The 25,520-nt window shown below is 46.1% G+C and carries 21 protein-coding genes and 1 rRNA gene; 2 read left to right on the top strand and 20 right to left on the bottom strand.

What is annotated here, in order from left to right; genetic code table 11:
* From K5Q73_RS08120 to K5Q73_RS08110, 3 genes are all read right to left on the bottom strand, one after another.
* A 16S ribosomal RNA gene (locus K5Q73_RS08120) occupies positions 1-212 on the bottom strand; the annotation flags it as partial.
* 1,093 nt (positions 213-1,305) lie between these two features.
* Positions 1,306-4,029, bottom strand: coding sequence for a preprotein translocase subunit SecA (gene secA / locus K5Q73_RS08115; protein WP_220761005.1), 2,724 nt, complete (start codon positions 4,027-4,029; stop codon positions 1,306-1,308).
* Positions 4,030-4,089: 60 nt separating this feature from the next.
* Positions 4,090-4,989 (bottom strand): M23 family metallopeptidase, encoded by a 900-nt coding sequence (locus K5Q73_RS08110; protein ID WP_220761003.1) that lies wholly within the window; start codon positions 4,987-4,989, stop codon positions 4,090-4,092.
* Between the two features lie 27 nt (positions 4,990-5,016).
* Here K5Q73_RS08110 and K5Q73_RS08105 point away from each other — a divergent pair, with 27 nt between their 5' ends.
* On the top strand, positions 5,017-5,469 hold the full coding sequence (locus K5Q73_RS08105; RefSeq protein WP_220761001.1) for a DUF721 domain-containing protein: 453 nt from the start codon (positions 5,017-5,019) through the stop codon (positions 5,467-5,469).
* Between the two features lie 7 nt (positions 5,470-5,476).
* Here the strand turns inward: K5Q73_RS08105 and lpxC are convergent, their stop codons facing one another.
* The 15 genes from lpxC to mraZ all read right to left on the bottom strand — a co-directional run bounded on the left by lpxC (position 5,477) and on the right by mraZ (position 22,484).
* Positions 5,477-6,397, bottom strand: a complete 921-nt coding sequence (gene lpxC / locus K5Q73_RS08100; protein ID WP_220760999.1) for a UDP-3-O-acyl-N-acetylglucosamine deacetylase — start codon at positions 6,395-6,397, stop codon at positions 5,477-5,479.
* Between the two features lie 178 nt (positions 6,398-6,575).
* Positions 6,576-7,763 (bottom strand): cell division protein FtsZ, encoded by a 1,188-nt coding sequence (gene ftsZ / locus K5Q73_RS08095; protein WP_220760998.1) that lies wholly within the window; start codon positions 7,761-7,763, stop codon positions 6,576-6,578.
* Between the two features lie 31 nt (positions 7,764-7,794).
* Complete coding sequence (ftsA, locus tag K5Q73_RS08090) at positions 7,795-9,030, bottom strand: cell division protein FtsA (RefSeq protein ID WP_220760996.1); 1,236 nt, start codon at positions 9,028-9,030, stop codon at positions 7,795-7,797.
* Positions 9,031-9,033: 3 nt separating this feature from the next.
* A complete protein-coding gene (locus K5Q73_RS08085; protein ID WP_220760994.1) occupies positions 9,034-9,798 on the bottom strand; it encodes a cell division protein FtsQ/DivIB in 765 nt (254 codons plus the stop codon).
* 105 nt (positions 9,799-9,903) lie between these two features.
* Entirely contained in the window at positions 9,904-11,373 is a 1,470-nt protein-coding gene (murC, locus tag K5Q73_RS08080; RefSeq protein WP_220760992.1) for a UDP-N-acetylmuramate--L-alanine ligase, read from the bottom strand.
* A 1-nt stretch (position 11,374) separates the two neighbouring features.
* Positions 11,375-12,472, bottom strand: a complete 1,098-nt coding sequence (gene murG / locus K5Q73_RS08075) for an undecaprenyldiphospho-muramoylpentapeptide beta-N-acetylglucosaminyltransferase (protein ID WP_220760990.1) — start codon at positions 12,470-12,472, stop codon at positions 11,375-11,377.
* Positions 12,473-12,486: 14 nt separating this feature from the next.
* Complete coding sequence (ftsW, locus tag K5Q73_RS08070; RefSeq protein WP_220760988.1) at positions 12,487-13,701, bottom strand: cell division protein FtsW; 1,215 nt, start codon at positions 13,699-13,701, stop codon at positions 12,487-12,489.
* Positions 13,691-15,010, bottom strand: coding sequence for a UDP-N-acetylmuramoyl-L-alanine--D-glutamate ligase (murD, locus tag K5Q73_RS08065; RefSeq protein ID WP_220760987.1), 1,320 nt, complete (start codon positions 15,008-15,010; stop codon positions 13,691-13,693). The genes ftsW and murD overlap by 11 nt, the downstream gene beginning before the upstream one ends.
* 50 nt (positions 15,011-15,060) lie before the next feature.
* Positions 15,061-16,143, bottom strand: a complete 1,083-nt coding sequence (gene mraY, locus K5Q73_RS08060) for a phospho-N-acetylmuramoyl-pentapeptide-transferase (RefSeq protein ID WP_220760985.1) — start codon at positions 16,141-16,143, stop codon at positions 15,061-15,063.
* Positions 16,143-17,522 carry a UDP-N-acetylmuramoyl-tripeptide--D-alanyl-D-alanine ligase gene (gene murF, locus K5Q73_RS08055; RefSeq protein WP_220760983.1) on the bottom strand — a complete coding sequence of 460 codons (1,380 nt, stop codon included), beginning with the start codon at positions 17,520-17,522 and terminating at the stop codon, positions 16,143-16,145. The genes mraY and murF overlap by 1 nt, the downstream gene beginning before the upstream one ends.
* The gene (gene murE, locus K5Q73_RS08050) at positions 17,519-18,985 is read right to left on the bottom strand and encodes a UDP-N-acetylmuramoyl-L-alanyl-D-glutamate--2,6-diaminopimelate ligase (RefSeq protein WP_220760981.1); all 1,467 of its coding nucleotides are present in this window, start codon (positions 18,983-18,985) and stop codon (positions 17,519-17,521) included. Before murE ends, murF begins: the two co-directional genes overlap by 4 nt.
* Positions 18,985-20,721: a penicillin-binding protein 2 gene (locus K5Q73_RS08045; protein WP_220760979.1), complete on the bottom strand. Its 1,737-nt coding sequence runs from the start codon at positions 20,719-20,721 to the stop codon at positions 18,985-18,987. Before K5Q73_RS08045 ends, murE begins: the two co-directional genes overlap by 1 nt.
* Positions 20,718-21,032 carry a cell division protein FtsL gene (gene ftsL, locus K5Q73_RS08040; protein ID WP_220760977.1) on the bottom strand — a complete coding sequence of 105 codons (315 nt, stop codon included), beginning with the start codon at positions 21,030-21,032 and terminating at the stop codon, positions 20,718-20,720. The genes K5Q73_RS08045 and ftsL overlap by 4 nt, the downstream gene beginning before the upstream one ends.
* A gap of 15 nt (positions 21,033-21,047) precedes the next feature.
* Complete coding sequence (gene rsmH, locus K5Q73_RS08035) at positions 21,048-21,995, bottom strand: 16S rRNA (cytosine(1402)-N(4))-methyltransferase RsmH (protein ID WP_220760975.1); 948 nt, start codon at positions 21,993-21,995, stop codon at positions 21,048-21,050.
* Positions 21,996-22,025: 30 nt separating this feature from the next.
* Complete coding sequence (gene mraZ, locus K5Q73_RS08030; RefSeq protein ID WP_220760973.1) at positions 22,026-22,484, bottom strand: division/cell wall cluster transcriptional repressor MraZ; 459 nt, start codon at positions 22,482-22,484, stop codon at positions 22,026-22,028.
* Between the two features lie 499 nt (positions 22,485-22,983).
* Here mraZ and K5Q73_RS08025 point away from each other — a divergent pair, with 499 nt between their 5' ends.
* Positions 22,984-23,328, top strand: a complete 345-nt coding sequence (locus K5Q73_RS08025) for a hypothetical protein (RefSeq protein ID WP_220760971.1) — start codon at positions 22,984-22,986, stop codon at positions 23,326-23,328.
* Between the two features lie 22 nt (positions 23,329-23,350).
* On the opposite strand, the gene glpK is transcribed toward K5Q73_RS08025, so the two are convergent.
* Positions 23,351-24,832 (bottom strand): glycerol kinase GlpK, encoded by a 1,482-nt coding sequence (glpK, locus tag K5Q73_RS08020; protein WP_220760970.1) that lies wholly within the window; start codon positions 24,830-24,832, stop codon positions 23,351-23,353.
* 11 nt (positions 24,833-24,843) lie between these two features.
* The gene (locus tag K5Q73_RS08015; protein WP_220760968.1) at positions 24,844-25,419 is read right to left on the bottom strand and encodes a nuclear transport factor 2 family protein; all 576 of its coding nucleotides are present in this window, start codon (positions 25,417-25,419) and stop codon (positions 24,844-24,846) included.
* Between the last annotated feature and the right edge of the window lie 101 nt (positions 25,420-25,520).

Genomic DNA, 25,520 nt, shown 5'->3' with positions numbered 1-25,520 from the left:
CCGAAGGTCCCCTCCTTTCCCCCGTAGGGCGTATGCGGTATTAGCAGTCGTTTCCAACTGTTATCCCCCTCGACTGGGCAGATACCTAGGCATTACTCACCCGTCCGCCGCTCGTCACCTCAGGAGCAAGCTCCCTTGTGTTACCGCTCGACTTGCATGTGTTAGGCCTGCCGCCAGCGTTCAATCTGAGCCATGATCAAACTCTTCAATTAAAGTTTTTTTGCTTCATCCACCTTACAAGTAAGGCTAAATCAGCGGCTCAACGAATTCTGTATTACATATTGCTATGAACACTCATTCATTAAGTAAATTTTTGATTACTTCGTGAGAAGTAATTTCGAATAACTTAATCTCTGTGAGTGTCCACACAGATTTGCTTGTCATATTGTTAAAGAGCGTGCCACTTCTATCAAGGCTAAGCCTTTCAAAATGGCGCCTTAGACGCTTAGGTCGTTTGGCTGAGGAGGCGTATTCTACACTCTCCAGTGTCGGCGTCAAGCGCTTATTTTAAGAAGTTTTTCAAGCGATGATTCTTTATACAAGGCACATCATTCGAAGCTCTTAAAGCGATTGTCACCTGAGGTTAATTTCCTTAGAAGTTAATCTCTCTAACGCTGTGTGCTTGGCTAGTTGCCTGCTTCACCGTGTCAGTGGGGTCGCATTATAGGGAGATTCAAAAAGAGCGCAAGCGCTTTTTCTTAAAATAAGTGACTTTTTTCAATGTTTTTATTTAGACACAATTTAGTCACCACTTACCCTCAGAGTTATCCACAGCTCGATGATAAAGTGCTTGTTTTATATGCGCGACAACCATTACTTAGCTAATGCTCAAGCATATCGAATTAGCTAAGTAGTCCTATTACACTGTTATAGGCCTTCTTATACCAATCAGTATAAGAAGTTGATCTACTCAGAGCGTTTTTTGGCAAACTAATTCAAGGCGAATAGCTTTAAGAATGGCTATTCACTTGTAAAGCTGTTCAACGCTGAAGTAGGCAGCCAAAAACGCTCCAGAATGGCGAGCTTTAGCGAATCTGACGCTTTGTTAACGAGCTTAACCGTAGAACAACTATGCTCTTCACTCGTTGCCTCGCTTCAGAACCGCTAAATTCTCGCTGAGCGACCAAATCTTTATACTGATTGGTATTAAGCCAATATCATGTAGCAAGTATATATAGCCTAACTTAATGAGATCTGCCAATCACGCTCATTCGAATAGCGATGACCATCTTAAACTACTTTGTTTTCCACAAATAAAAAAGGGTGCCTAAATGAGGCACCCTTTCTTCGATTAAGTCTATGCGTTTAGCTTAGCTTACCGTGACACTGTTTATACTTCTTGCCTGAGCCGCATGGGCATGGATCGTTACGTCCCACTTTTTCGCCGTCACGTACTGTTGGCTGAGTCGCAGCTAGTGCAGCACTTTCTTCTGCACCTACGATTGCTTCAGCTTCTGCATGTTGATAGTCACGACGGATCTTGGCATCTTCTTGACGACGACGCTCCTCCATCTCTTCAACATCAGATTGCGCTTGCACTTGTACCTTTGACAATACACTAATGACGTCATGCTTTAATGACTCAAGCATTTGCTGGAACAACTCAAACGATTCACGCTTGTATTCTTGCTTTGGATTTTTCTGTGCATAGCCACGTAAGTGGATACCTTGACGCAAGTGGTCCATCGCTGAAAGGTGTTCCTTCCATAAACCATCTAACGTTTGTAGCATTACCGCTTTTTCGAATTGACGTAGTACTTGCTCGCCTACCATCTCTTCTTTAGCTTTATATGCATTCACCCAAGTTTCAACAATACGCTCACGTAATGTTTCTTCGTGCAAGTCGTCTTCTTTATCTAACCATTCTTGGATAGGAAGGCTCATTGCATACTCTTGTTGTAGACGCTTCTCTAAGCCTTCAACATCCCAAAGCTCTTCAACAGACTGACGCGGAATATATTGGTCGACTAAACCATTTACAACGTCTTCTTGAATGTTGGTAATGGTGTCTTGAATACTTTCAGCATCCATCAACTCGTTACGCTGTGCGTAAACCACTTGGCGCTGATCGTTAGCTACGTCATCAAATTCCAGTAGCTGCTTACGGATATCGAAGTTACGTGCTTCTACTTTACGTTGTGCGTTTTCAATAGCGCGTGATACCCATGGATGCTCAATCGCTTCACCTTCTTCCATACCTAGCTTCTTCATCATTGAAGATACACGGTCTGAAGCGAAGATACGCATTAAGCTATCTTCCATAGATAGATAGAAACGAGATGAACCTGAGTCACCTTGACGTCCAGAACGACCACGTAGCTGGTTATCGATACGACGCGATTCGTGACGCTCAGTACCTAGGATATGTAGACCACCGGCTTCGACTACTTCGTCATGACGAATTTTCCAGTCGGCCTTAATCTTAGCTTTCTGTTCATCAGTTGCATTAGCTAATGCTTCGATTTCCATGTTCCAGTTACCGCCTAACACGATATCTGTACCACGACCCGCCATGTTAGTTGCCACAGTTACCGCACCTGTACGGCCAGCTTGAGCAACAATATCCGCTTCACGCTCATGGAACTTAGCATTCAAGATCTCATGCGGGATCTTTTCTTTCTTTAATAAGCTGTGCAGTAGTTCTGATTGTTCAATCGAAACAGTACCAACCAATACTGGCTGGCCACGCTCACGACAACCCACGATATCTTTTACGATAGCCGCATACTTTTCTTCAGCGGTTAGATAAACCAGATCCGCATGGTCTTTACGTACCATCGGGCGGTTAGTCGGAACCACTACGGTGTCTAGACCGTAGATGTGTTGGAATTCGAACGCTTCAGTGTCAGCAGTACCTGTCATACCAGCAAGTTTTTCGTACTGACGGAAGAAGTTCTGGAAAGTAATCGATGCTAAAGTTTGGTTTTCATTTTGAATATGAACGCCTTCTTTAGCTTCTACCGCTTGATGCAGACCTTCAGACCAACGACGACCAGGCATAGTACGGCCAGTGTGTTCATCAACAATAACCACTTCGTTATCTTGAACAATGTAGTCGACGTCTTTTTCAAATAGTGTGTGTGCACGTAGAGCGGCATTCACATGATGCAGCAAAGAGATATTAGCTGCCGAATACAGCGAATCACCTTCTGCCAACATACCACGCTCAGTCAACAGCACCTCGACCTTCTCTTGGCCGCGCTCTGTCATATGAACTTGCTTTGACTTCTCATCAACTGAGTAGTCGCCTTCACCCACATACTCTTCAGTATCTTCTTTATCTTGAGCGATAAGATTTGGGATTAGGGTGTTAATCTTGATGTATAGCTCAGAGCTATCTTCTGCAGCACCAGAAATAATTAACGGTGTGCGTGCTTCATCGATAAGAATCGAGTCGACTTCGTCGATTAGGGCGTAATGAAGTGGACGTTGTACGCGTTCGCTTGGCGAGAACGCCATATTGTCACGTAGGTAATCGAAACCGAATTCGTTGTTGGTACCGTAAGTAATATCGGCATCATAAGCCGCTTTCTTTTCGACTTGACCAAGACCCGCAACGTTAATACCAACTGTTAAGCCAAGGAATTCAAAAAGCGGACGGTTATTTTCAGCATCACGACCCGCTAGGTAGTCGTTCACTGTGATAACGTGTACGCCTTTACCTGTTAGACCATTAAGATAAGCTGGCAGAGTTGCCGTTAGGGTCTTACCTTCACCGGTACGCATTTCTGCGATACGGTTACTATCCAAAATCATGCCACCGATTAGCTGTACATCGAAGTGACGCATATCAAATACACGCTTCGATGCTTCACGTACAGTAGCAAATGCTTCTGGTAAAACGCCTTCTAATGATTCACCGCCGTCTAGACGCTCGCGGAAGTGAGCTGTTTTTGCTTTTAATTCTTCATCCGATAGCTTTTCGTATTCAGCTTCTAGCGCGTTAACTTTATTAACGACTTTACCAAATGCTTTAAGTGTACGATCGTTGCGACTACCAAATACTTTTGTCAGTAATTTACCAAACATCTGAACCACTTCTATGTTATTGGCCAAGTCCCTTTTAGAGCCTGAAAGCCGATTTTACGATTACCCTGCCTTGCGGTAGACATATTTTTGCGGATCAATCTGCTGTCCACCGCGCAACACTTCATAATGCACATGAGGCCCTGTCGAGCGCCCAGTACTCCCCATAACAGCGATTTTATCGCCTTTAGCGACCACATCACCCACATTTACTGACAAAGCTTTATTGTGACCATAGCGTGTACTTAGACCATTTCCATGATCAATTTCAACTAAATTACCATAGCCAAACATCTTGTCCGCCCATGTAACCACACCACCTGCGGTAGCGATTACATCGACGCCCTCTTTTCCGGCAAAGTCGATACCTTTATGCATCGTGCGTTTACCGTTAAAAGGATCATTACGTAAACCGTAGGGCGAAGATAACCAACCTTTCTGAATTGGTCGCCCAGATATATAACGTTCTTCATCTATATGGAGATTAGATGCTACCGTTTCAAGTAGTGAAAGCTGAACATTATTATTATCTATTCTAGATACCAGCTCATCCATATCGGCGATAAGCTGATCGAGTTCGATGTTAGTACCTAAATCACTGATACCACCAACACCGACTTCTGAAGAGAAATCAAACTGATCTTCTAATTGATTATTTAAAGCAACTTGCTGGCCCAAGGCTTCTAAGCGCGTGAGTTTAGCTTGCATACGTGCAACGTGGGCAACCAACATCGAAAGTTGAGTTTCTGTCGCGCTCTTTAACGCGATTAACTCATCCTTTTGCTCTTCACGAGCCATACGCTCGCTATCGACATTAGCTTGTTGCTGTGTAAGTTGCTTAGCATTGTGCTGATAAAGGCCCGTACCTGCTGCAATCAGCAGTATCGGCAATAGCAGCCAACGCTTTCCTGGTTGCCAGCGTGTGGCACCATTTCGACCTTGAATAAAAACTGTTACACTCATAGCCTAATTAAGCCATTTTATTATCATATGAAAAAGCCCCCTCAGGATCTCAGTCAATTACTGCATCAGCAAGGCACTATGCCTAATCTCGCTGAAAAAGCAGAACTGTTATTACACTTAGATCACTATGTGAAACAAGTGCTGACTGGTCCAGTGACAGAGCAACTAAAGGTTGCCAATTTACGCCAAGGGATCTTGGTGATTGAAACAACCACGGCTGCTTGGGCGGCAAGAATTAACTTCCAAAAACCCAAAATACTACAATTGCTACAAGCCGAAACGTTACCCATGCTTACCGCAATCGAGGTTAAAGTCAACCCAAGCTTGTTAATGTATGAAACAAAACGTAAGCCTGCTCACAACCTAATTAGTGAAAACGCCGCCGCTCACATCGAAGCTTTAGCTGAACATACAGAGGGGACATTAGCGGTAAAATTAAAACGGCTGGCTGCATTAGCCAGCCGTTCAAGGCAATCTTAGTTCGCGATTAAGCGAATACAGCACCAGATGGTACTGAGAAGCTGACAGGTGCATCGGCTTCTTTTTCAAAGCTCACGATTTCCCAAGCATCTTGCTGTGCAAGCATGGCACGCACTAACTGGTTGTTAAGTGCGTGTCCTGTTTTATATGCGCAAAACTCACCAACTATCGCGTGACCCGCCACATACAAATCACCAAAAGCATCAAGGATCTTGTGTTTAACGAACTCGTCCTCATAACGCAGGCCATCGGGGTTGAGGACGCGATATTCGTCAAGTACAACAGCATTTTCCATGCTGCCGCCTAGTGCAAGATTATTGGCTCTTAGGTACTCGATATCTCGCATAAAACCAAAGGTTCTAGCACGGCTGATATCTTTAACAAAAGCAGATGATGAAAAATCCATAACCATATGCTGTTGACTACGAGCGATCTCTGGGTGGTTAAAGTCAATTGCAAAATCGACTCGGAAGCCTTTAAACGGCTTTAACTCTGCCCACTTGTCACCGTCTTCTACACGAATAGGTTTAGTGATTTTGATATATTTCTTAGCTGCGTTTTGCTCTTGGATGCCTACTGATTGCAATAGGAAAACAAAAGGACTCGCACTGCCATCCATAATTGGAATTTCAGGCGCGTCAACTTCGATAACTGCGTTATCGATACCTAATCCGGCTAGCGCAGCGAATAGATGCTCAATTGTTGAGATACGAACACCATCGTCATTAACCAAAGCAGTACACATTGTTGTTTCACGTACTTGATCTGCTACAGCTGGAATTTCCACTGCAGGTGACAAGTCGGTACGAACAAGTTTAATGCCGGTATTAACTGGTGCGGGTTTAATGATCAAAGTCACCTTGTTGCCGGAATGCAATCCAACACCAGTAGTCTTAACCATTTCTTTGACAGTTCTTTGAAAAATCATGTATTTACCCGTTTATTATCTCAACATAAAGAGCACTAACCACACACTTTTTAGTCGTGTGTAGGCTATGCTGGTCGGATATCTTAGCATATCTTTGCAAATTCACCAAAATTCACTCAGCTTTTAGACAACACTTTAGTATTGCCTTATATTTGTTAACTATTTATTAACACTTGAATTAATCAGCTTGCTTACGCAAAAATGCTGGAATATCCAAGTAATCAAGTTCGTTCTTTTTCTCTGTCACAGGTGTTGCCACTTGTGGTTGAGCTGCAGTAGCTGTATTGCCGTGTGACATAGCCGGTGCAATCGTATCTTCCGGTACGATATTCTCAGCACGAGGCTCAGCCGGTACGATTGGCTCTGGACGTGGAGCAGGCTTAGAAACAAGCTGAATATCAGGCTTCTTCTCTGCCCCGATACCAGTAGCAACTACAGTTACGCGTAGCTCATCAGACATCTCTGGATCAATAACCGCACCCACTACGACAGTTGCGTTATCAGACGCATAAGCCTTAACGTGGTTACCCACAGTCTCGAACTCTTCAATGCTCATATCCATACCAGCTGTAATGTTCACAAGAACACCACGAGCGCCAGCAAGATCGATATCTTCTAGCAATGGACTAGCAACAGCTGCTTCGGCAGCTTCTTCAGCACGATCTTCACCACTTGCTACACCGGTACCCATCATGGCATTACCCATTTCAGACATAACGGTTTTCACGTCGGCGAAATCGACGTTGATTAGACCTGGACGAGTAATTAGCTCGGCAATACCTTGAACCGCGCCTAGTAGTACGTTGTTAGCAGCAGCAAATGCATCTAATAAAGAAGTGCCACGGCCTAGTACTTTAAGCAGCTTTTCATTTGGAATAGTGATCAATGAGTCAACATGCTTAGCAAGCTGCTCAATACCTTGATCCGCGTAGGTCATACGCTTCTTACCTTCAAATGGGAAAGGCTTAGTCACAACAGCAACGGTAAGAATTCCTTCTTCACGTGCAATTTCTGCAACTACAGGAGCAGCACCTGTACCAGTACCACCGCCCATACCCGCAGCGATAAAGATCATATCCGATCCCTTAATCGCATTACGGATGTTTTCTCTATCTTCTTCTGCCGCTAAGCGACCAATTTCAGGGTTTGCGCCAGCGCCCAAACCTTTGGTCACATCACGACCTAATTGAATTGTGGTTGATGCAGCAGACTTACGCAGCGCTTGTGCGTCAGTATTTGTTGCCACAAACTCAACACCTTCGATGTTGTGTTTAACCATATGCTCGACAGCGTTACCACCGCCGCCACCGACGCCGATGACCTTAATCACCGCCTCGTCTGAATGACTATCCATGATCTCAAACATGGTCTTTTCTCCGTTCTGCCTGCGTTATTAACTAAAACTCGCCTTTAAACCAACTCTGGACCCGATTCCAAAGACTGGTAACCCCTTGTCGCTCAGGACGCTCGAACTGACGTTCGATGACTCTGCGCGCACCATAATGAAGCAACCCGACTCCGGTAGAGTAAATAGGTTGATCCACATATTCATATAAACCTTTAACAGGTAGCGGCTGTGCCATTCTTACTGGCATGCCAAATGTTGCCTCAGCGATATCCACCGCACCTTCAATCGATGCTGTGCCACCTGTGATAACAATACCTGCTGCGACCTGATCTTCGAGCCCACTATCGCGTAGCTGCTTTAAGATCAGTTCAAATAATTCTTGGTATCTAGGTTCAACCACTTCCGCTAACGTATGACGCGACATACTACGTGAAGGACGACCACCGACTGATGGAACTTCAATACTGTCTTCACGACTCACCATCGCGCTACGCGCGCTAGCGTGCTGTACTTTAATCTGCTCCGCGTGAGATAACGGTGTACGGAATATCTTAGCGATATCGTTAGTCACCTGATTACCCGCAACCGGAACCACTGCACAATGACGCAATGCACCATTGGTATAAACAGCGATATCTGTTGTGCCGCCGCCGATATCGACTAAGCACACACCTAAGTCTTTCTCGTCATCTGTCAGCACTGAGTCGGCTGAAGCAATCGCAGAGAACACCAGATCATCGACCTTCAAACCACAGCGTTCTACGCTCTTGGTGATATTCTTAGCCATATCATTGGCGCAAGTAACGATATGCACCTTGGCTTCCATACGCATACCAGACATGCCTATCGGGCTCTTAATGCCGTCTTGGATGTCGATAGCGTACTCTTGCGGTAACACATGTAAGATACGACGCTCCGTTGGGATCTTTACCGAACGCGCGGTATGGATCACGTTGTCGACATCTTCCTGAGTCACCTCTTCGTCATTAATCGATACCATGCCGTTTTCATTCTGGCATTCGATATGTTTACCCGAAATACTCAAGTAAACCGATGATACTTGGCAGTCAGCCATTAGTTCAGCTTGATCCAGTGCTCTTTGTACACTTCGAACGATAGAGTCGAGGTCGTTAACGCCGCCTTTATCCATACCTCTTGAAGGATGGTTACCAAGGCCGACAATACTGATCTCACCGTCAGGTAACACTTCACCAATGATGACAGCGACCTTTGATGTCCCTATGTCCAATCCCACGATCAGATTTCTATCCAGATTCTTGGTCATTAATTAACGGCTCTCTTTCTGTGCATCATCCCAACCTACGGCCAAACCTGTGTCGTAGCGCAAATCCACAATTGCTACCTTCTTGTCTTGCTTGGCAAGCTGAGGGTAGACGTGGATAAATCTTTGTATCCTTGCCATCTTGTCTTCGCGTCCGAGCTCCAGCTTAATGCCAGTATTCAGCTCTGCGTGCCAAGCATGTCTTGGGCTTAAACTTAAACTCTGTAAGTTAAAGCCATTAATTCTTAATAGTTCACCTAGCTGCTGGTAAGTAGTTAGTACCGACTTACCTTGCTCTTCAGGTCCGGTCAAGAAAGGTAAGTTAGGTATACCTTCTTTCGCCGGTGCATCAAATACTTCGCCATAAATATTGAGCCAAGCATCACCATTCCAATGCGCAACTGGTTTTTGTTCAACCAGATAGACCTTCAATTTAGCCGGCCACTCGCGCCTAACTGAGGCCTGATACACCCAAGGTAAGGCTTCCAATGCATCTTGCACCTGATTAACATCGGCAGAAAAAAAGCTTCGCTGCATTAAATCCTGTAGTGCTACTTGGATCTCTTTGTCATCGGTATACAACCGCTTTCCGTTAATCGCAACCGCTTCAATAGGTAACGCATCGGCATCGTTTAGTACCGAATCTAGCTTCATTACTGCCATCGATAAACCGATCAATACGCACAGTAAAAATGCTAAACCGAAACATAAATACCAATCGGCTTGCGAAAGCAAAACTCGAACACGCTGACCTTTCTCGCGCCAAGACACCTTTAGGCTTCCTTTTGCAACCATAACCCCGGAAAATCGGCCATTATATAGCCCTTATTCCAAGCGTCAAAATTAGATGAGTAAGTTAAGCTATATCGCTCTAATTTACGCATTTTTGTCATCTGTTGCTGCAGCATTAAAACCAAGGTTCGACTCGGCTAGGCTGCGAGACAACAAACCAATACTGCCGGCTCCTTGCGTCAACAGTAGGTCACCATCTTGTAAGATCTCTGGTAACACGGTTTCGAGTTGCTCAGTACTTGCCACGAATACAGGCTCAACTTGTCCACGCACTCGAATCGAGCGGCATAATGCACGGCTATCGGCACCAGGGATCGGCGCTTCACCTGCGGCATAAACATCAAGCATCAACAAGCAATCCACTTGCGATAAGACTTCCACAAAGTCTTCATACAGATCACGAGTACGGCTATAACGGTGTGGCTGATAGATCATGACTAAGCGACGCTCAGGCCAACCGAGTCTTGCCGCCTTAATCGTTGCTGCGACTTCGCTTGGGTGATGACCATAATCATCGACCAACTTAATCTCGCCTTTGGCCGTAGTAAATTCACCAACTTGCTGGAAGCGACGACCAATGCCCTGAAACTCGGCTAAGGCAGTAATAATCGCCTCATCTTCAATCTCATCTTCAGTCGCTACCGCAATAGCAGCCAATGAGTTTAAGACATTGTGCTCACCCGGCAGGTTAACCGATAACTGCAAGTCATCCATCCCGGCACGTCTAACCGTAAATTCACAGCTATAACCAGTCTGCTTAAAATCTAATGCGCGAACATCTGCGTCTTCACTGAAACCATAAGTTACCACTCTACGTCCGATACGTGGGATAAGCTCACGTACGATAGGGTCATCGATACAGACAACCGCGACGCCATAGAAAGGTAAGTTATGCAAGAAGTCGACAAACGTGGTTTTCAGCTTCTCTAGATCGCCTTCATAGGTGTCCATATGATCGGCTTCAATATTGGTCACCACACTTACCATTGGCTGCAGGTGCAAGAAGCTTGCATCACTCTCATCTGCCTCGGCGATAAGGTAACGACTATGGCCTAATCTTGCGTTAGTACCGGCACTATTTAGTAAACCACCAATCACAAATGTTGGATCGCGTTCGGCTTCACCATAAACGCTAGCAATTAGGCTGGTCGTCGTGGTCTTGCCGTGAGTACCTGCCACGGCAACGCCATGGCGATAACGCATCAGCTCTGCTAGCATTTCTGCACGGCGCACCACTGGAATACGCAATTCTTTTGCTGCAACTAGCTCTGGGTTATCTGCGCTAATAGCTGTAGATACCACAACTACATCGACATCTTTTATCTGACTTGCGTCGTGGCCAATGTAGATAATCGCGCCAAGTTGAGTTAATCGCTCTGTTACCGCACTCTGGGCAATATCAGAACCACTTAACTTGTAACCTTCATTAACAAGCACTTCCGCTATGCCGCCCATACCCGCGCCACCTATTCCAACGAAATAGATGTGCTTAACCCTACGCATTTCAGGGATCATGGATCTTAGCTGCGAATACTTCTCTGCTTTGTTACTCATCTCAACCCTTCTCAGCTAATCGAATACAGACATTAGCTACACGCTCTGTCGCATCTAAAATGGCTACGTCTCGAGCACGCTGGCCCATATTACATAATTCTTGTTTATCGGATGCCAGCATCGACAGTTTTGTCATCAGCTTACTGGTATCGACGATAGGCTGTGGCAGCAAAAAAGCTGCCCCAGCATTAACTAACACTTTGGCGTTTTTAGTTTGATGGTCGTCAACTGCATGTGGGTATGGCACTAATAAACTCGGTAAGCCTACTGCCGCCAGCTCAGATACGGTTAAAGCACCAGAGCGGCAAACCACCACATCGGCCCAGCGATACGCCGCTTCCATATCATCGATAAACTCAGCAACACTCACGCTTCCATCTTGGCCTAAACGCTGATATTCAGCTTTCACGCTAGCCAAATTATCGCGGCCAACTTGATGCCAAACTGTCATAGAATGAGTTTTGCTCACCCCTTCTAAAACGCTCGGCATCACGTCGTTAAAGATCTTGGCGCCTAAACTGCCGCCAACAACCAGCACTTTGAGTGAATCATCGTCACAACATGCTTCGCGCTTATCGCCAAGAGCAATCAGCTCTTTACGGATAGGGTTACCCACAGTTTCAGCCTTGATATCGCTAAAGGTGCCTTCAAAGGCGCATAACACTTCCGAAGCAATACGCGATAGCAATCTATTAGTCATGCCTGGTATGGCATTTTGCTCATGGAGTACTAATGGAATACCGCATAATTTTGCCGCTACGCCACCTGGACCACTAGCAAAGCCGCCCATGCCCATTACAACATCAGGCTTAAAGCTTTTAATCACAGCGCGCGCCTGCATCACCGAGCGCAAGATTTTAAAAGGCGCCGCCAATTTACGCATCAAGCCGTTACCACGTACCCCTTTAATATCGATAAAATCGATATCGAAGCCATGCTGAGGCACAAGCCTCGCTTCCATTCGCTCAGCCGTGCCTAACCAACGCACTTTCCAGCCTTGCTGGCTTAAATACTTAGCTACCGCTAACGCAGGAAACACATGGCCGCCGGTACCGCCTGCCATGATTAAAATGCGTTTTTCTTCAGCTTGGTTAGTCATTATCTCACTCATTATTAGTTTGTCCGGCCTTCAACGGCCTGGATAACACTCAATCTTCTTTCATGGTCAATTCGGATAAGCATCATTACTGCTGCCGTCATCACCCATAAACTACTACCGCCATAACTAATAAATGGCAGGGTTAATCCTTTAGTTGGCAACATGCCGATACTCGCGCCGACATTAACCACGGTTTGGAAACAGATCCAAATCCCGATGCCGTAGGCCAAATAGCCTTCGAATGCACGCTCAAGAGCCAAACACATGTTGCCTAGCTTTATCGCTCGCAGTGCCACAAATAGCAGCACGGCTAATACTGCGACAATGCCGATAAAGCCGAGCTCTTCGCCAATCACCGCGAAGATAAAGTCGGTATGCGCCTCTGGCAGATACTCCAACTTCTGAATACTGTTACCTAAGCCCTGACCAAACCAGTCTCCGCGACCATAGGCCATTAACGACTGAGTCAGCTGATAACCGCTACCAAACGGGTCTTGCCATGGGTCAAGAAACGAGGTCACTCGTCGCATACGATACGGCTCAAGTAACACCAGCGCCACAAATGCCAAAATGCCGGTTAAGATCAGCGCGAAGAAATCCAGTAATCGCGCACCCGCTAAAAACAGTAAACCAACCGTGCCAACAAATAGCACTACAACCGTACCTAAGTCAGGCTGCATCAAAATCAAGAAAGCATATACTGCAAACACACCAATCGGCTTATAGAAGCCTTTAGCATTCTCTCTAATCTCTTGGTGGCGACGTACCAAGTAACCTGCCATATAGATGGCGAAAGCAAACTTAGCAATCTCGGCCACCTGAATACGAATAGGCCCGATAGACAGCCAACGGGTCGCCCCATTTACCGTTGTACCCACAAGAAGTACAGCTACGAGCATTGCCCCGACCACAAATAGCAAAAGCACGCTATACCTTTGCCAAATGCTTACCTCAACTTGTAATACCACTGCAGCAATAATTACACAGCCCACAAGGTAAGCACCATGACGCCAAACAAAATGAAACGGGTTTCCCGTTAAAGTTTGCGCTTCAGGCATAGAGGCTGACATCACCATAACAAAGCCAAAACAAATCAACGACAAAACAGCAAATAACAATGCTCTATCGTACAGCTGCATCCCAGGGGATGAGTTGTCGCTAAACAGATTCGGCAACGACCAATTTAAGCGATTGCCAAATAAACTTAACTGCTTCTCGCTACTCGCCATGGAGTGCTTCAACTAGGTTACGGAATTCATCTCCGCGAGCCATAAAGTTAGGGTACATATCTAAGCTTGAACAAGCAGGTGACAAAATAACAATGTCGCCAGCAGTGGCTAGCTTCTGCGCTGTCGCTATCGCTTCAGCCATGTTGGTTACTTTTATCGCCTCAGGTTTCATTGCTGCGATTTTGTCGCCATCTTTACCTAAAACGATTAATTGGCTGACCTTATCGAGCACGGGTTCCAACGGCTTAAAGTCTGCGCCTTTGCCATCGCCTCCTGCGATCAAGATCAACTCACCTAAGTGCTCACTCAAGCCATCTATAGCTGCAACGGTAGCACCGATATTGGTAGCCTTCGAGTCGTTGACATAAGTCACACCGTCAATATCTGCAATCACTTCACAACGATGAGCAAGACCCAAGAACGTCTTAGCCACCTCAATTTGACACTCACGCTTAATACCGGCCGCAGTAGCTAGCGCCATTGCAGCAATGATATTGGCAAGGTTGTGGCTACCCACTAACGCTACATCACTGACAGGCATAATCTGACTGCTACCTTGCACTATCATGCCGCCTAAAACACCCCAGTCATCGCCCTCTGGCGCATCTAAACCAAAGCTTTGCTGGTTAGTTGGGTTGTTAGGTAGCGTTAACGCATCTTCACGATTAAACACCGCCATCTTGCTCTGCTCGTAAAGCTTAAGCTTCGCTTGACGGTAAGACTCTAGATCGCTATAGCGATCCATATGATCTTCGCTAATGTTAAGGCAAGTCGCCGCCACACAGTGCAAGCTATAGGTTGTCTCTAACTGGAAACTCGACAACTCCAGCACATACAGATCTTTAGGCTCGAGCAATAGGTCAAGAGCTGGCACACCAATGTTGCCACCCACGGCGTAAGAGCTGCCACTAGCCTTAGCCATTTCACCGACTAAGGTCGTTACAGTAGTCTTGCCGTTTGAGCCTGTTATACCTATAACCTTGGCTGATGTTTTACTCACTTCTCTAGCGAAAAGCTCAACATCGCCAATCACCTCAATCCCCATATCAAACGCGACTCGCACTTCCGGCGTTTCGCAGGCAATACCTGGACTGATGACGATCTGCTGTGCCTGTACTAGATAGCGGCAATCAAAACCACCAGTGACTAGCTCAACTTGAGGAAATTCCGCCGCCAAGCTATCAGCTCCCGGAGGCTGAGTTCGGCTGTCCATGACTAAAGGAACAATCCCTTGCGCACACAGGTAACGTACAACAGACAAACCTGTCGCACCTAAACCTAAAACTATGTGTGAATATTGCTGCGCCATATCAGACCTATCTAGTATCTAAGTTAAATGAGTTAGTTAAACTCAATCTGCTATCTAAGTTTCAAGGTTGCTAAACCAAGCAACACTAGGAACAAAGAGATAATCCAAAAACGTACAATGACTCGCGGCTCCGGCCATCCCTTCAACTCATAATGATGATGAATAGGTGCCATACGGAAGATGCGCTGACCACGTAGCTTATAAGAACCTACCTGCAAGATCACCGACACAGTCTCCATCACGAAGACACCGCCCATAATCACTAATAAGATCTCTTGACGGACTAATACCGCAATGGCACCGAGTGCCGCGCCAAGGGCTAACGAGCCAACATCGCCCATAAACACTTGTGCTGGATAGGTGTTAAACCATAAGAAGCCAAGACCTGCACCGACAATCGCGGTACACACAATCACCAGCTCACCTGCGCCTGGCAAGTAAGGTAGGTGCAAATAGTTAGCAAACTGAACATGGCCAGAAAGGTAAGCAATCAAGGCAAATGCTGCTGCAACCATTACTGTCGGCATAATCGCCAAACCATCTAGACCATCAGTTAAGTTAACCGCGTTACTTGAGCCCACAATGGTGAAGTAAACCAATACAATAAAGAAGCCACCAAGCTGCGGCATAATATCTTTAAAGAAAGGCACAACGAGTTGAGTTTCACCTGGACTTGCCGCCGATGCATACAGGTAAACCGCTATTGTTAATGCTGCCGCCGATTGCCAAAAGTATTTCCAGCGAGCAATCAAGCCCTTAGTGTCTTTTCGGACCACTTTACGGTAGTCATCGATAAAGCCAATCAAGCCAAAACTACCCAGCACGAATAGTACGACCCATACATAACGGCTGCCAAGATCGCCCCAAAGCAATACACTGATAAACACACCGGCAAGGATCAAAAGCCCACCCATAGTAGGCGTTCCACGCTTACTAAAGTGTGACTCAGGGCCATCGTTACGCACGACTTGACCAATTTGCATTAATTGCAAACGCGCTATCATCTTTGGACCTAACCAAAGACTTAATATCATTGCCGTCATCAAACCAAGAATGGCTCGGAAGGTAACGTAAGAAAATACATTAAACCCAGTGTAAAATTGGGTTAAATACTCAGCCAGGTAAACCAGCATTAAACAAACTCCCCGCGACCAAAGGCCGTTGTTAAAGCTTCTACTACACGTTCCATTCTCGCACTGCGAGAACCTTTCACTAACACGGTGATTTCAGCTGGTAATCCATTAATATATTGAATTAATCCAGCGACTAAATCATCGATATCTTGGTAGTGTTTGGAACCAAAAGCATGACTCGCACCTGCGCTTAGTGTGCCGACACAAAACAGCGCATTAACGCCTTTTGTCTTGGCCAATGTTCCAAGCTCACGATGCAAAAGGGCGGCATTGTCGCCTAATTCGCCCAAATCGCCCAGCACTAAACAGCGATTTCCTTTAATTTCTTGAAGCCAGTCAATAGCCGCGCCCACCGAAGCAGGATTTGCATTGTAACTATCATCAATAACTGTGACCCGCCCAAGCTGACTCGGAAGCATGCGCCCTTTGACTGGCTGCAGCAGACTAAGTCCCTGACAGATATCAGCCAAAGATAAACCTAGCGCCAAACAAATACTGGTTGCCGCTAACGCATTAGACACTTGGTGACGGCCTGCAAGCGGTAGCTCTACTCTAGAGACCTCCGCTGCATAGCAAAGGCTAAAGGCATAACGTCCATAAGCATCCGCAATCAAGTCAGCTGCAAAAACATCAAGATCTCTCGAGGTTTCATTTTTAATACCAAAACATAACTGCTTAACGTGACTAGACGCCTGAAGCATGACATCAGCAAAGGCATCATCGGCATTAATCACAGCCGTGCCGCCAATGCTAATATGGTTAAAAATCTCTGACTTAGCTTTGGCTACGCCCTCTAAAGAACCAAAACCCTCAAGATGAGCCGAGGCAACGTTATTCACCATGGCTACACTCGGCTTAACTAAACCCGAGGTATAATCAATTTCACCTGAGTGGTTAGCACCAAGCTCAAATACGCCAAACTCATCACCTTGCACTAATCTCAGCAAAGTTAACGGAACGCCAATTTCGTTATTGAAGTTACCCGCGGTATAGAGCACTTGATGTTTTTGCGACAAGATAGTCGCTATCATCTCTTTTACGCTGGTTTTGCCATTTGATCCGGTTAAAGCGACACAAGTTAGTCCAAGCTGTTCACGTACATAGGCACCGATTTCGCCCATAGCACGTTGGCTGTTTGCCACGATAATTTGTGCGGCGTTAATAGGCAGCTTTCTTTCTACTAACAATGCATTCGCGCCAGCATCAACCGCCGCCTGAGCAAAGTTATGGCCATCAAAGTTATCGCCTTTTAACGCAACAAAAAGCGTCTTGCTATCTACCGCTCGACTGTCGCTAGAGACGCTATCGATTGGCAAGTCATCACCAACCAACTTGCCATTTAGGCGTGTCGCCAGTTCGGCTAAAGAAACCCTAATCATGCGTTACCTTCGGCAATCGCTTTCGCAAATGCTCTTTCATCGTAATTTAGTTTTTTACCATCTACTTCTTGGTAAGTTTCATGGCCTTTACCAGCCAAAAGTACCATATCGCCAGAAGCCGCTTGCGCGACGATCTGCTTGATTGCAGCTTGACGGTCTACTTGTGAAAGCGCCTGCTGTGGATGCTGCAATCCGGCCAAAATATCGCTAATAATGGCGTTGGGGTCTTCACTGCGACAGTTATCGCTAGTTACCATAACCCGATCGGCAAACTGCTCTGCGCTCGCCGCCATCATTGGCCGTTTACCTTTATCTCTATCGCCACCGCAACCGAACAAACACCAAAGCTGGCCTTTACAATGTACTCGTAGCGCTTTTAACGCCTGCTCGATAGCATCCGGCGTATGAGCGTAGTCGACAACAAGGGTCACACCCTCTTGACTCGTGAAGCGTTCCATTCGTCCTGCAACAGGCTCAAGCTGAGCAGCTAGGGCGACAAGCACGCGCATATCTTCACCCAGCAGGTAAAGAGCACCGAGAGCAGCAACCAAGTTTGATAGGTTAAAATCACCCAATAACGGTGAGCTAAGCTCAGCTTCGCCAGTCGGCCACACTAAAGTGCAAGATACGCCGCCATCATGAAAATGATTGTCTTTAGTATAAATTTCAGCGCTAGCGTTACCTTTAACACTAAAGCCTAATAACTTGTCAGATGCTAAATCAATCAGCCATTCACGACCGACAGGATCATCGATATTAATTAAACCACCGCGTAAATTGGCGAATTGGAAAAGGCGCTTTTTGGCAATTCCATATTCTTCCATCGTATGATGATAATCGAGATGATCACGACTTAAGTTGGTAAATACAGCCACATCAAAGGGAACGGCCTCGACTCTACCTTGTACTAGACCGTGGCTAGAGACTTCCATCGCACAGGTATTCGCGCCCTTTTGTTCAAATTCCTGCAACTGCTTGATCAAAGTGACCGGGTCCGCAGTGGTGTTGCCACTATCAACAAGCTCACCCCATAGGCCGTTGCCTAGAGTGCCCATTACCGCGGTTCGCTTACCTTGTAATAACTGCAACTGAGCGATCAATTGAGTCACTGAGGTTTTACCATTAGTCCCGGTCACACCAACAATTTGCGGGCGCGTTTGCGACATAGGATAAGCCTGTGCAGCTAAAGCTGAAATTTGCCGATTCAGTTGGAAAAACAGGATCTGTAATCCACCATCGTTAACCACTGTGCCGTGCTTTTCGGGAGAATCCGTATGCACTAATGCAGCGTTAGCGCCGCGTTCAAAAGCAGCTGTTATAAACTTGCGACCATCGACTTGATAGCCTGGAATAGCAACAAACAGATAGCCAGCTTGCACAGCACGGCTATCTAAAGTGATCTCCGAGAAGTCTTCGGCTCCCGAATAATGGAACCATGGCGCTAATAGATCGCGTATTAGCATTATTCAACACTCCTAGAATTTGCAGCTAAACGGACCTTCTCACGATTTGAAATAGGTTCAACGTTTAGCATTTGTAACGCACCAGACATGACTGCGGCAAACACAGGCGCCGCGACATCACCACCGTAATATCTATCGCCTTTAGGCTCATTCACTACCACAGCAATGGCTAACCTAGGGTTATGCACGGGTGCGACCCCGGCAAACTGGGCAACATAGTCTTCACCATAACCACCCGCAACAGCTTTACGCGCGGTACCGGTTTTACCTGCTACAGGGTAACCTTCGATATGTGCTTTAAGCGCGGTGCCACCTTTCTCGGTAACCCCCACCAGCATCTCCATCACGCCTTGTGCCACTTCAGGAGAAAGCACTTGGGTACCTTCAGGCTTTTGTTTAAGTTTTAAAATCGAAACGGGATACAGTACGCCCTTATTACCCAAAATCGAGTACAGTCTGGCGAGCTGCAGCGGTGTGGCCATTAAGCCATAACCAAATGATAGCGTGGCTCGCTCAAATTCAGACCAGCGGCGTCTATCATGAATAAGTCCGGCGCTTTCACCCTCTAAATTAATACCTGAGTAATTGCCCAAGCCCATGGTTTGGTAGGCGCCCAATAACTCTTGTACTGGCATAGATAAAGCAATTTTGGTCATGCCTACGTTACTCGAATGCACCAAAATTCCACTCAGAGAAAGGTCACCATAGTTACGGCCATCGCGGACAATTTTACCACCAATGCGCATGCGACCTGGGTTGGTCTTAATAATTTGATCCGCTTTAATGGTGCCAGCTTCAAGTGCTGCGGCGACCACAAAAGGCTTGATAGTCGAGCCGGGTTCGTATGAATCCGTTAACGCTCGGTTTCGCATGCGATAGCTTTGCAGGCTATCACGGGAATTAGGGTTATAAGACGGAGTGTTTGCCATCGCTAACACTTCGCCCGTGTGCACATCTAGCACCACGATTGAGCCAGACGTTGCTTGATTAATTTCGGTGGCTTTTTTTAGCTCTCGGTAGGCAAGCTGCTGAATACGCTGATCGATGCTTAACACTAAATCATTTGGGCTCTCGCCCTCTTGCACCATATCGAGTCGCTCAACAACGTGACCATCACGAGACTTACGCACTTTTTGTTTGCTTGGTGTACCTGTAAGCCAATCGTTATAGGTGTTTTCAATCCCCTCAATACCTTTGTCGTCGATATTCGTGATACCGACTAACTGCGCTGAGATCTCACCGGTTGGGTAATACCGGCGGGACTCTGGCTTAAGATAAACACCGGGTAATTTTAGCTGTCGAATATAGTCAGCAACCGCTGGAGTGACTTGACGCTTCAGATAGGTAAAACGTTTACGCGGATTAGCCTGCACCCGTTTTAAAATATCTTCTTTGGGTTCATGTAACACATCAGCTAATGCTTGCCAGCGGCGCATATCGGCAAAGCCATTTTTGTCGTGCACCACTTTAGGGTCAGCATATACAGCTTTAACTGGCACACTGACCGCGAGCATCTCGCCATTGCGATCGGTAATAAGCCCGCGCTGCACTTCACGACTGGTTGTGCGCAAGGTACGCATATCGCTTTGGTGACGCAGCATTTCAGGCTCAACCAGTTGAATATATGCCGCACGCCCAACAAGACTGGTAAACATTAGGCAAACAAACGCCACAACGACGTATAGACGCCATTGGATTAGTTGTGGTTTTTGCTTACGTTTCGCCTGTTTGCTCATGGGACTCTTACCACAACCTCTTCTTTTGGTAATGGACGGTTCATATTCAGCTCTTTAGTCGCAATCCGAGTTATTCGGCTATGTTCCGACCGAGACTGCTCTTCGAGCAGCAAATTACGCCACTCGATATCTAGCCGGTCTCGCTCTTGTAACAATTGCTCCCATTGACTGGTGTATTTCCTGCCTTCATAGCTGGTATACACCACCGCAATCGCATTTATCATGACAAGCAGCGCGAGTATCATGATCCATTTGTGATGCCATAGATCGAGCAGCACTATGCGGGTTAAATTCAATTGAGCTTTACTCACTTATTTTCTAATCGTTTATGCTTCGTAAGGTAAGCGCTCGGCGATACGTAGCACTGAGCTACGAGCTCTGGCGTTACGCTCTACCTCTTCAACCGACGGCTTAATCGCTTTACCCATCGCCTTTAATTTGCGTGACTTATTAATCTCAGCCTCTGTAATAGGCAAACCATGAGGTACACTCTCACCTTGGCTATTACGGCGAATAAAGCGCTTCACCATACGGTCTTCCAGTGAATGGAAGCTAATCACAGATAAGCGGCCTTCTGGCGCTAACACTGTTAATGCACCTTCTAGGGCTTGATCAATCTGCTCTAGTTCGCTATTGATGTAGATACGAATAGCCTGGAATACGCGTGTTGCAGGATGCTTATTTCGCTCCTTATTCTTGGTAATGCGGGCAATCAAATCTGCCAAATCTTTGGTACGCAAGAACGGGGTCTTGTCACGATCTGCAGCAATACAGCGCGCAATATGACGAGAATTTTTCTCTTCGCCATAGGTTTTAAATACCCATGCCATATCTTCAATTTCAGCGCGAGCAAGCCACTGAGCAGCGGTCTCGCCTTGAGAGTTATCCATACGCATATCTAACGGGCCATCACGCAAGAAGCTAAAGCCACGTTCGGCGTCATCTAGCTGCGGCGACGACACGCCAAAATCCAGCAATACACCATCGATTTGGCCTTTTAAGCCTAAATCTTCGACATAGTCAGCTAACTGACCGAAACCACCATGAACGATCTGAAAGCGGCTGTCGTCTTTAAACTGCTCTGCCGCGGCGATAGCCTGCGGATCACGGTCGATAGCAATCAGTCTTCCATTCGGTCCAAGTTCCTCAAGAACTTTTCTAGAATGACCACCACGACCGAAAGTACCATCGATGTAGATACCATCGGGTCTAATGTTTAAGCCTGCAACGGTTTCCGCTAGCAGTACTGATAGGTGTTCAAATTCTTGTGTCATGGGTTTCTTCTACTATTTAAGTATCACTGACTAAAGTGAAAAATTTGCCAAACGCTCATTGGCAGCCAAGTCTTCATTAAGAATCGCTGTCCGACTCTGTTCAATCTGTTGCTGCCATGCAGCTTCGTCCCATAGCTCAAACTTATTGAGCTGCCCCACTAACATTGCCCGCTTATCTAAGTTGGCATATTGGCGTAGTGGCGGTGGTAACAACATTCGGCCATTACCATCCAATTCACATTCATGGGCGTATCCGAGCAACAATCTCTTCATTGCTCGTTCGGTAGGTTGTGTGTCGGAAAGAGATGCGAGTTTAGCTGCAACTTGTTCCCATTCATGAATGGGGTACAGCAATAAACAAGAGGATTGAATATCTACAGTGATCACAAGTTGGTTATTATGACGGGCATGCAGCGACTCACGGTATCGCTTTGGAATCGCGATCCGGCCTTTTGCATCAAGATTTATAGCGCTAGCCCCAGAAAACACCTTATGTCATCCCTGTTGTTCTATAAAATATCCCACAAATATCCACATTTCCCCACAACAGCTAAGTTTAGGGATAGAACGCAAGACTTGTCAAGGAAAGCGCAGATTTAAAAATCCAGTAACCAAGCGGGTTAGCAGCGAATTTAGATTAACTTTATCCAAAGCGAGTGTTGGGGATTTATGTGGGGATTTAATAGTGTTCTTCCTCTAAAAAGTAGGAAAAACAGGCAGAAGAGTGGGGTTAATCACAACAAGCAATGCCATTTAGTGGGATTTTTTCCCATAAAGCTTGCTTTAACTAAGAGCGAGTTTGCCCATATAAGGCTATAACTCCGCAAAAGCTGCGGTATAAATGCAGGAAATATTAAACATAATTAACCGAATGACCTTTGTGCTCTCAATTCACTGAGTTAAACTTGCCAGACAAAAAAACAAGACTAAATTTTAACCAATCATTGCCGATATAATATTAACTCACATTGAAAATGAGGAATAAGCAATGATTAGCCTAGATAGTGTATACGCCATGCTTGCTAAGCCAGCGACCTCAAAGCTTAAAACAAAACAGCAAGTTAAGAAAATTGATAACAGCGCAGCTATCGCACCTGACAGCCATGAAGCACCTCAGGCACAACTGCCGCCTCACTTAGAGAGGCGCACCTCTACCGATGATAGGCGTAAAAATCAACAGATAGCCTACCAACTCGATCCAAACCTAGAGAGAAGAAAAGGCCCTAGGCGGGATAAGTCCGAACAAAAGAACAATGAGCAAGAGTCATCGCTAGAACAAACAAGTAAACAAACTCCTGAGTCGACCCACACTCGGATCGACATCGATGTATAGTCTAAGCGGGTGTCACTCGCTTTTAACGTGTCCGAGTGACCGCATTTAACCAGCCCTGATATAAGCTATCGCGTTTTTGCATGCTGATTTGTGGAGTGAAATTACGCTCAATCCCAGCCTTATTCTTTAGCTCATCGGTTGAGTCCCAAAAGCCCACGGCAAGACCTGCAAGAAATGCAGCTCCCAATGCAGTAGTTTCGGTCAGCTCTGGGCGCAAAACCTCAACGTTAGTGATGTCGGCCTGAAACTGCATCAAGAAGTCATTCGCCACCGCACCACCGTCGACCTTAATCTGTTTCAGTTCGACACGACTATCTTTAGACATGGCATCCAAAAGATCGCGGCTCTGGTAGGCAATCGCCTCCAATGCGGCTCGAATAATATGGTTACGATTCGCGCCTCGGGTTAAGCCTACTAACGCCCCTCTCGCATCAGGGTCCCAATAGGGAGCACCTAACCCAACGAATGCAGGGATCAGATACACACCATTAGTATCTTCAACTTTTTTAGCGAAGTATTCGGTATCTTGTGCATCACGAATAAGCCCCAGCTCATCCCTCAGCCACTGCACCGTAGCTCCGCCCATAAATACCGAGCCCTCTAGTGCATAGTTAATCCCACCGTCTGCTCCAATCGCAATGGTGGTTAATAATCCATGCTGCGACTGAACGGCTTCTACACCTGTATTCATTAGCAAGAAGCAACCTGTGCCATAGGTATTTTTCGCCATCCCCTCTTCGATACAGAGTTGACCAAATAACGCAGATTGCTGATCACCCGCCATGCCTGCGATGGCAATGTTACTCCCTTCTCCCGCTATACGGGTATAACCATAGATAGCCGACGATGGTTTAACCTCTGGCAGAATCGAGCAAGGAATATCAAACGCCTCTAGTAGCTTGTTATCCCACTCATGAGTATGAATATTGAATAACATGGTTCGTGAAGCATTGGTCGGATCGGTAACATGTACCTTGCCCTCAGTAAGCTTCCAAACAAGCCAAGTATCTATGGTGCCAAACAGAAGCTCACCTTTCTCTGCTCGTTCCCGCACGCCTTCAACGTTATCCAAAATCCACTTAATCTTGCTGCCTGAGAAATAAGGGTCGAGCACTAAGCCTGTGGTCTGCTTAATGTAATCTTCCAGCCCTTGCGCCTTGAGCTCGTCACAAATATCTTTACTGCGTCGGCACTGCCACACGATTGCGTTGTAAACCGGCTTACCCGTTACCTTGTCCCAGACGACAGTTGTTTCTCTCTGGTTGGTAATACCGATAGCTGCCACATCTTCACTGTGAATATCAGCCCGCGCTAACACCTCAATAAGAGTCGAGCTTTGAGATGCCCAGATCTCCATCGCGTCATGCTCAACCCATCCCGGCTGAGGATATATTTGGCTAAACTCACGCTGCGAGCTAGCAACCATCTTGGTATCATGATCGAACACTATTGCTCTGGTGCTTGTCGTCCCCTGATCCAGTGCTATGATGTATTTCTTTGACACTTATGCTTTCCTTATTGGCGCGTTTCTTTTAATAACCCAATTTCTGGCTGAACAATTTCCGGAGCTGCCACTTCTATCCAGGGCGCCTCATCGCAGGCATGGCTTGGGTAGTACCATACGGCACTAATTTTATCCCCATTTAACTGATAAACACCGAGACTACACTGGCTACTTTGATCGCCATCATGACTCCAAGTCACTTCCTCTACGGTGCTAACATAATTTGCAGACACGATAATTTGCCGCAAGGTTGCTTTGGCATCATTGAGGCTAGCAAAGTAGTCGGTCATTGCCGCGGCAAGTTCATTTTGACTAGCGGTTTCAATTTCCATTTTCGCCCCAGACAAATTAAACCAATGCACGTTTTCGGTTGTTTGTTGCAGCAGTTGTTCCACACTGTGGTTATTAAAGCCTTGAATAAACTGTTTCACCACTTGCACAGATTTAGGCTGTTCTTGGAGGGGTTGTTCTTTTTGCGGCAGTTCTTTGAGAGATAGTTCTTTGAGAGACATAGGCTCTGCTGCATTGACCGATGATAGAGACAAAATTGCCGAACCAATAGTGACTAACCAAATTTTGGGTTTCATGGTGAACCTCTTGTTTATTTTGATGGATTTAAGCATCAATAGATAACGCTAATAGATAGTAATAGCACACACAATAACGCAAGCGTTATCTCTACAAGTTA

This window comes from Shewanella sp. MBTL60-112-B2 (assembly GCF_019655055.1).
Taxonomy (GTDB): domain Bacteria; phylum Pseudomonadota; class Gammaproteobacteria; order Enterobacterales; family Shewanellaceae; genus Shewanella.
Note: the sequence above shows the minus strand (reverse complement) of the source record. Positions and strands in the feature narration are given on the sequence as shown.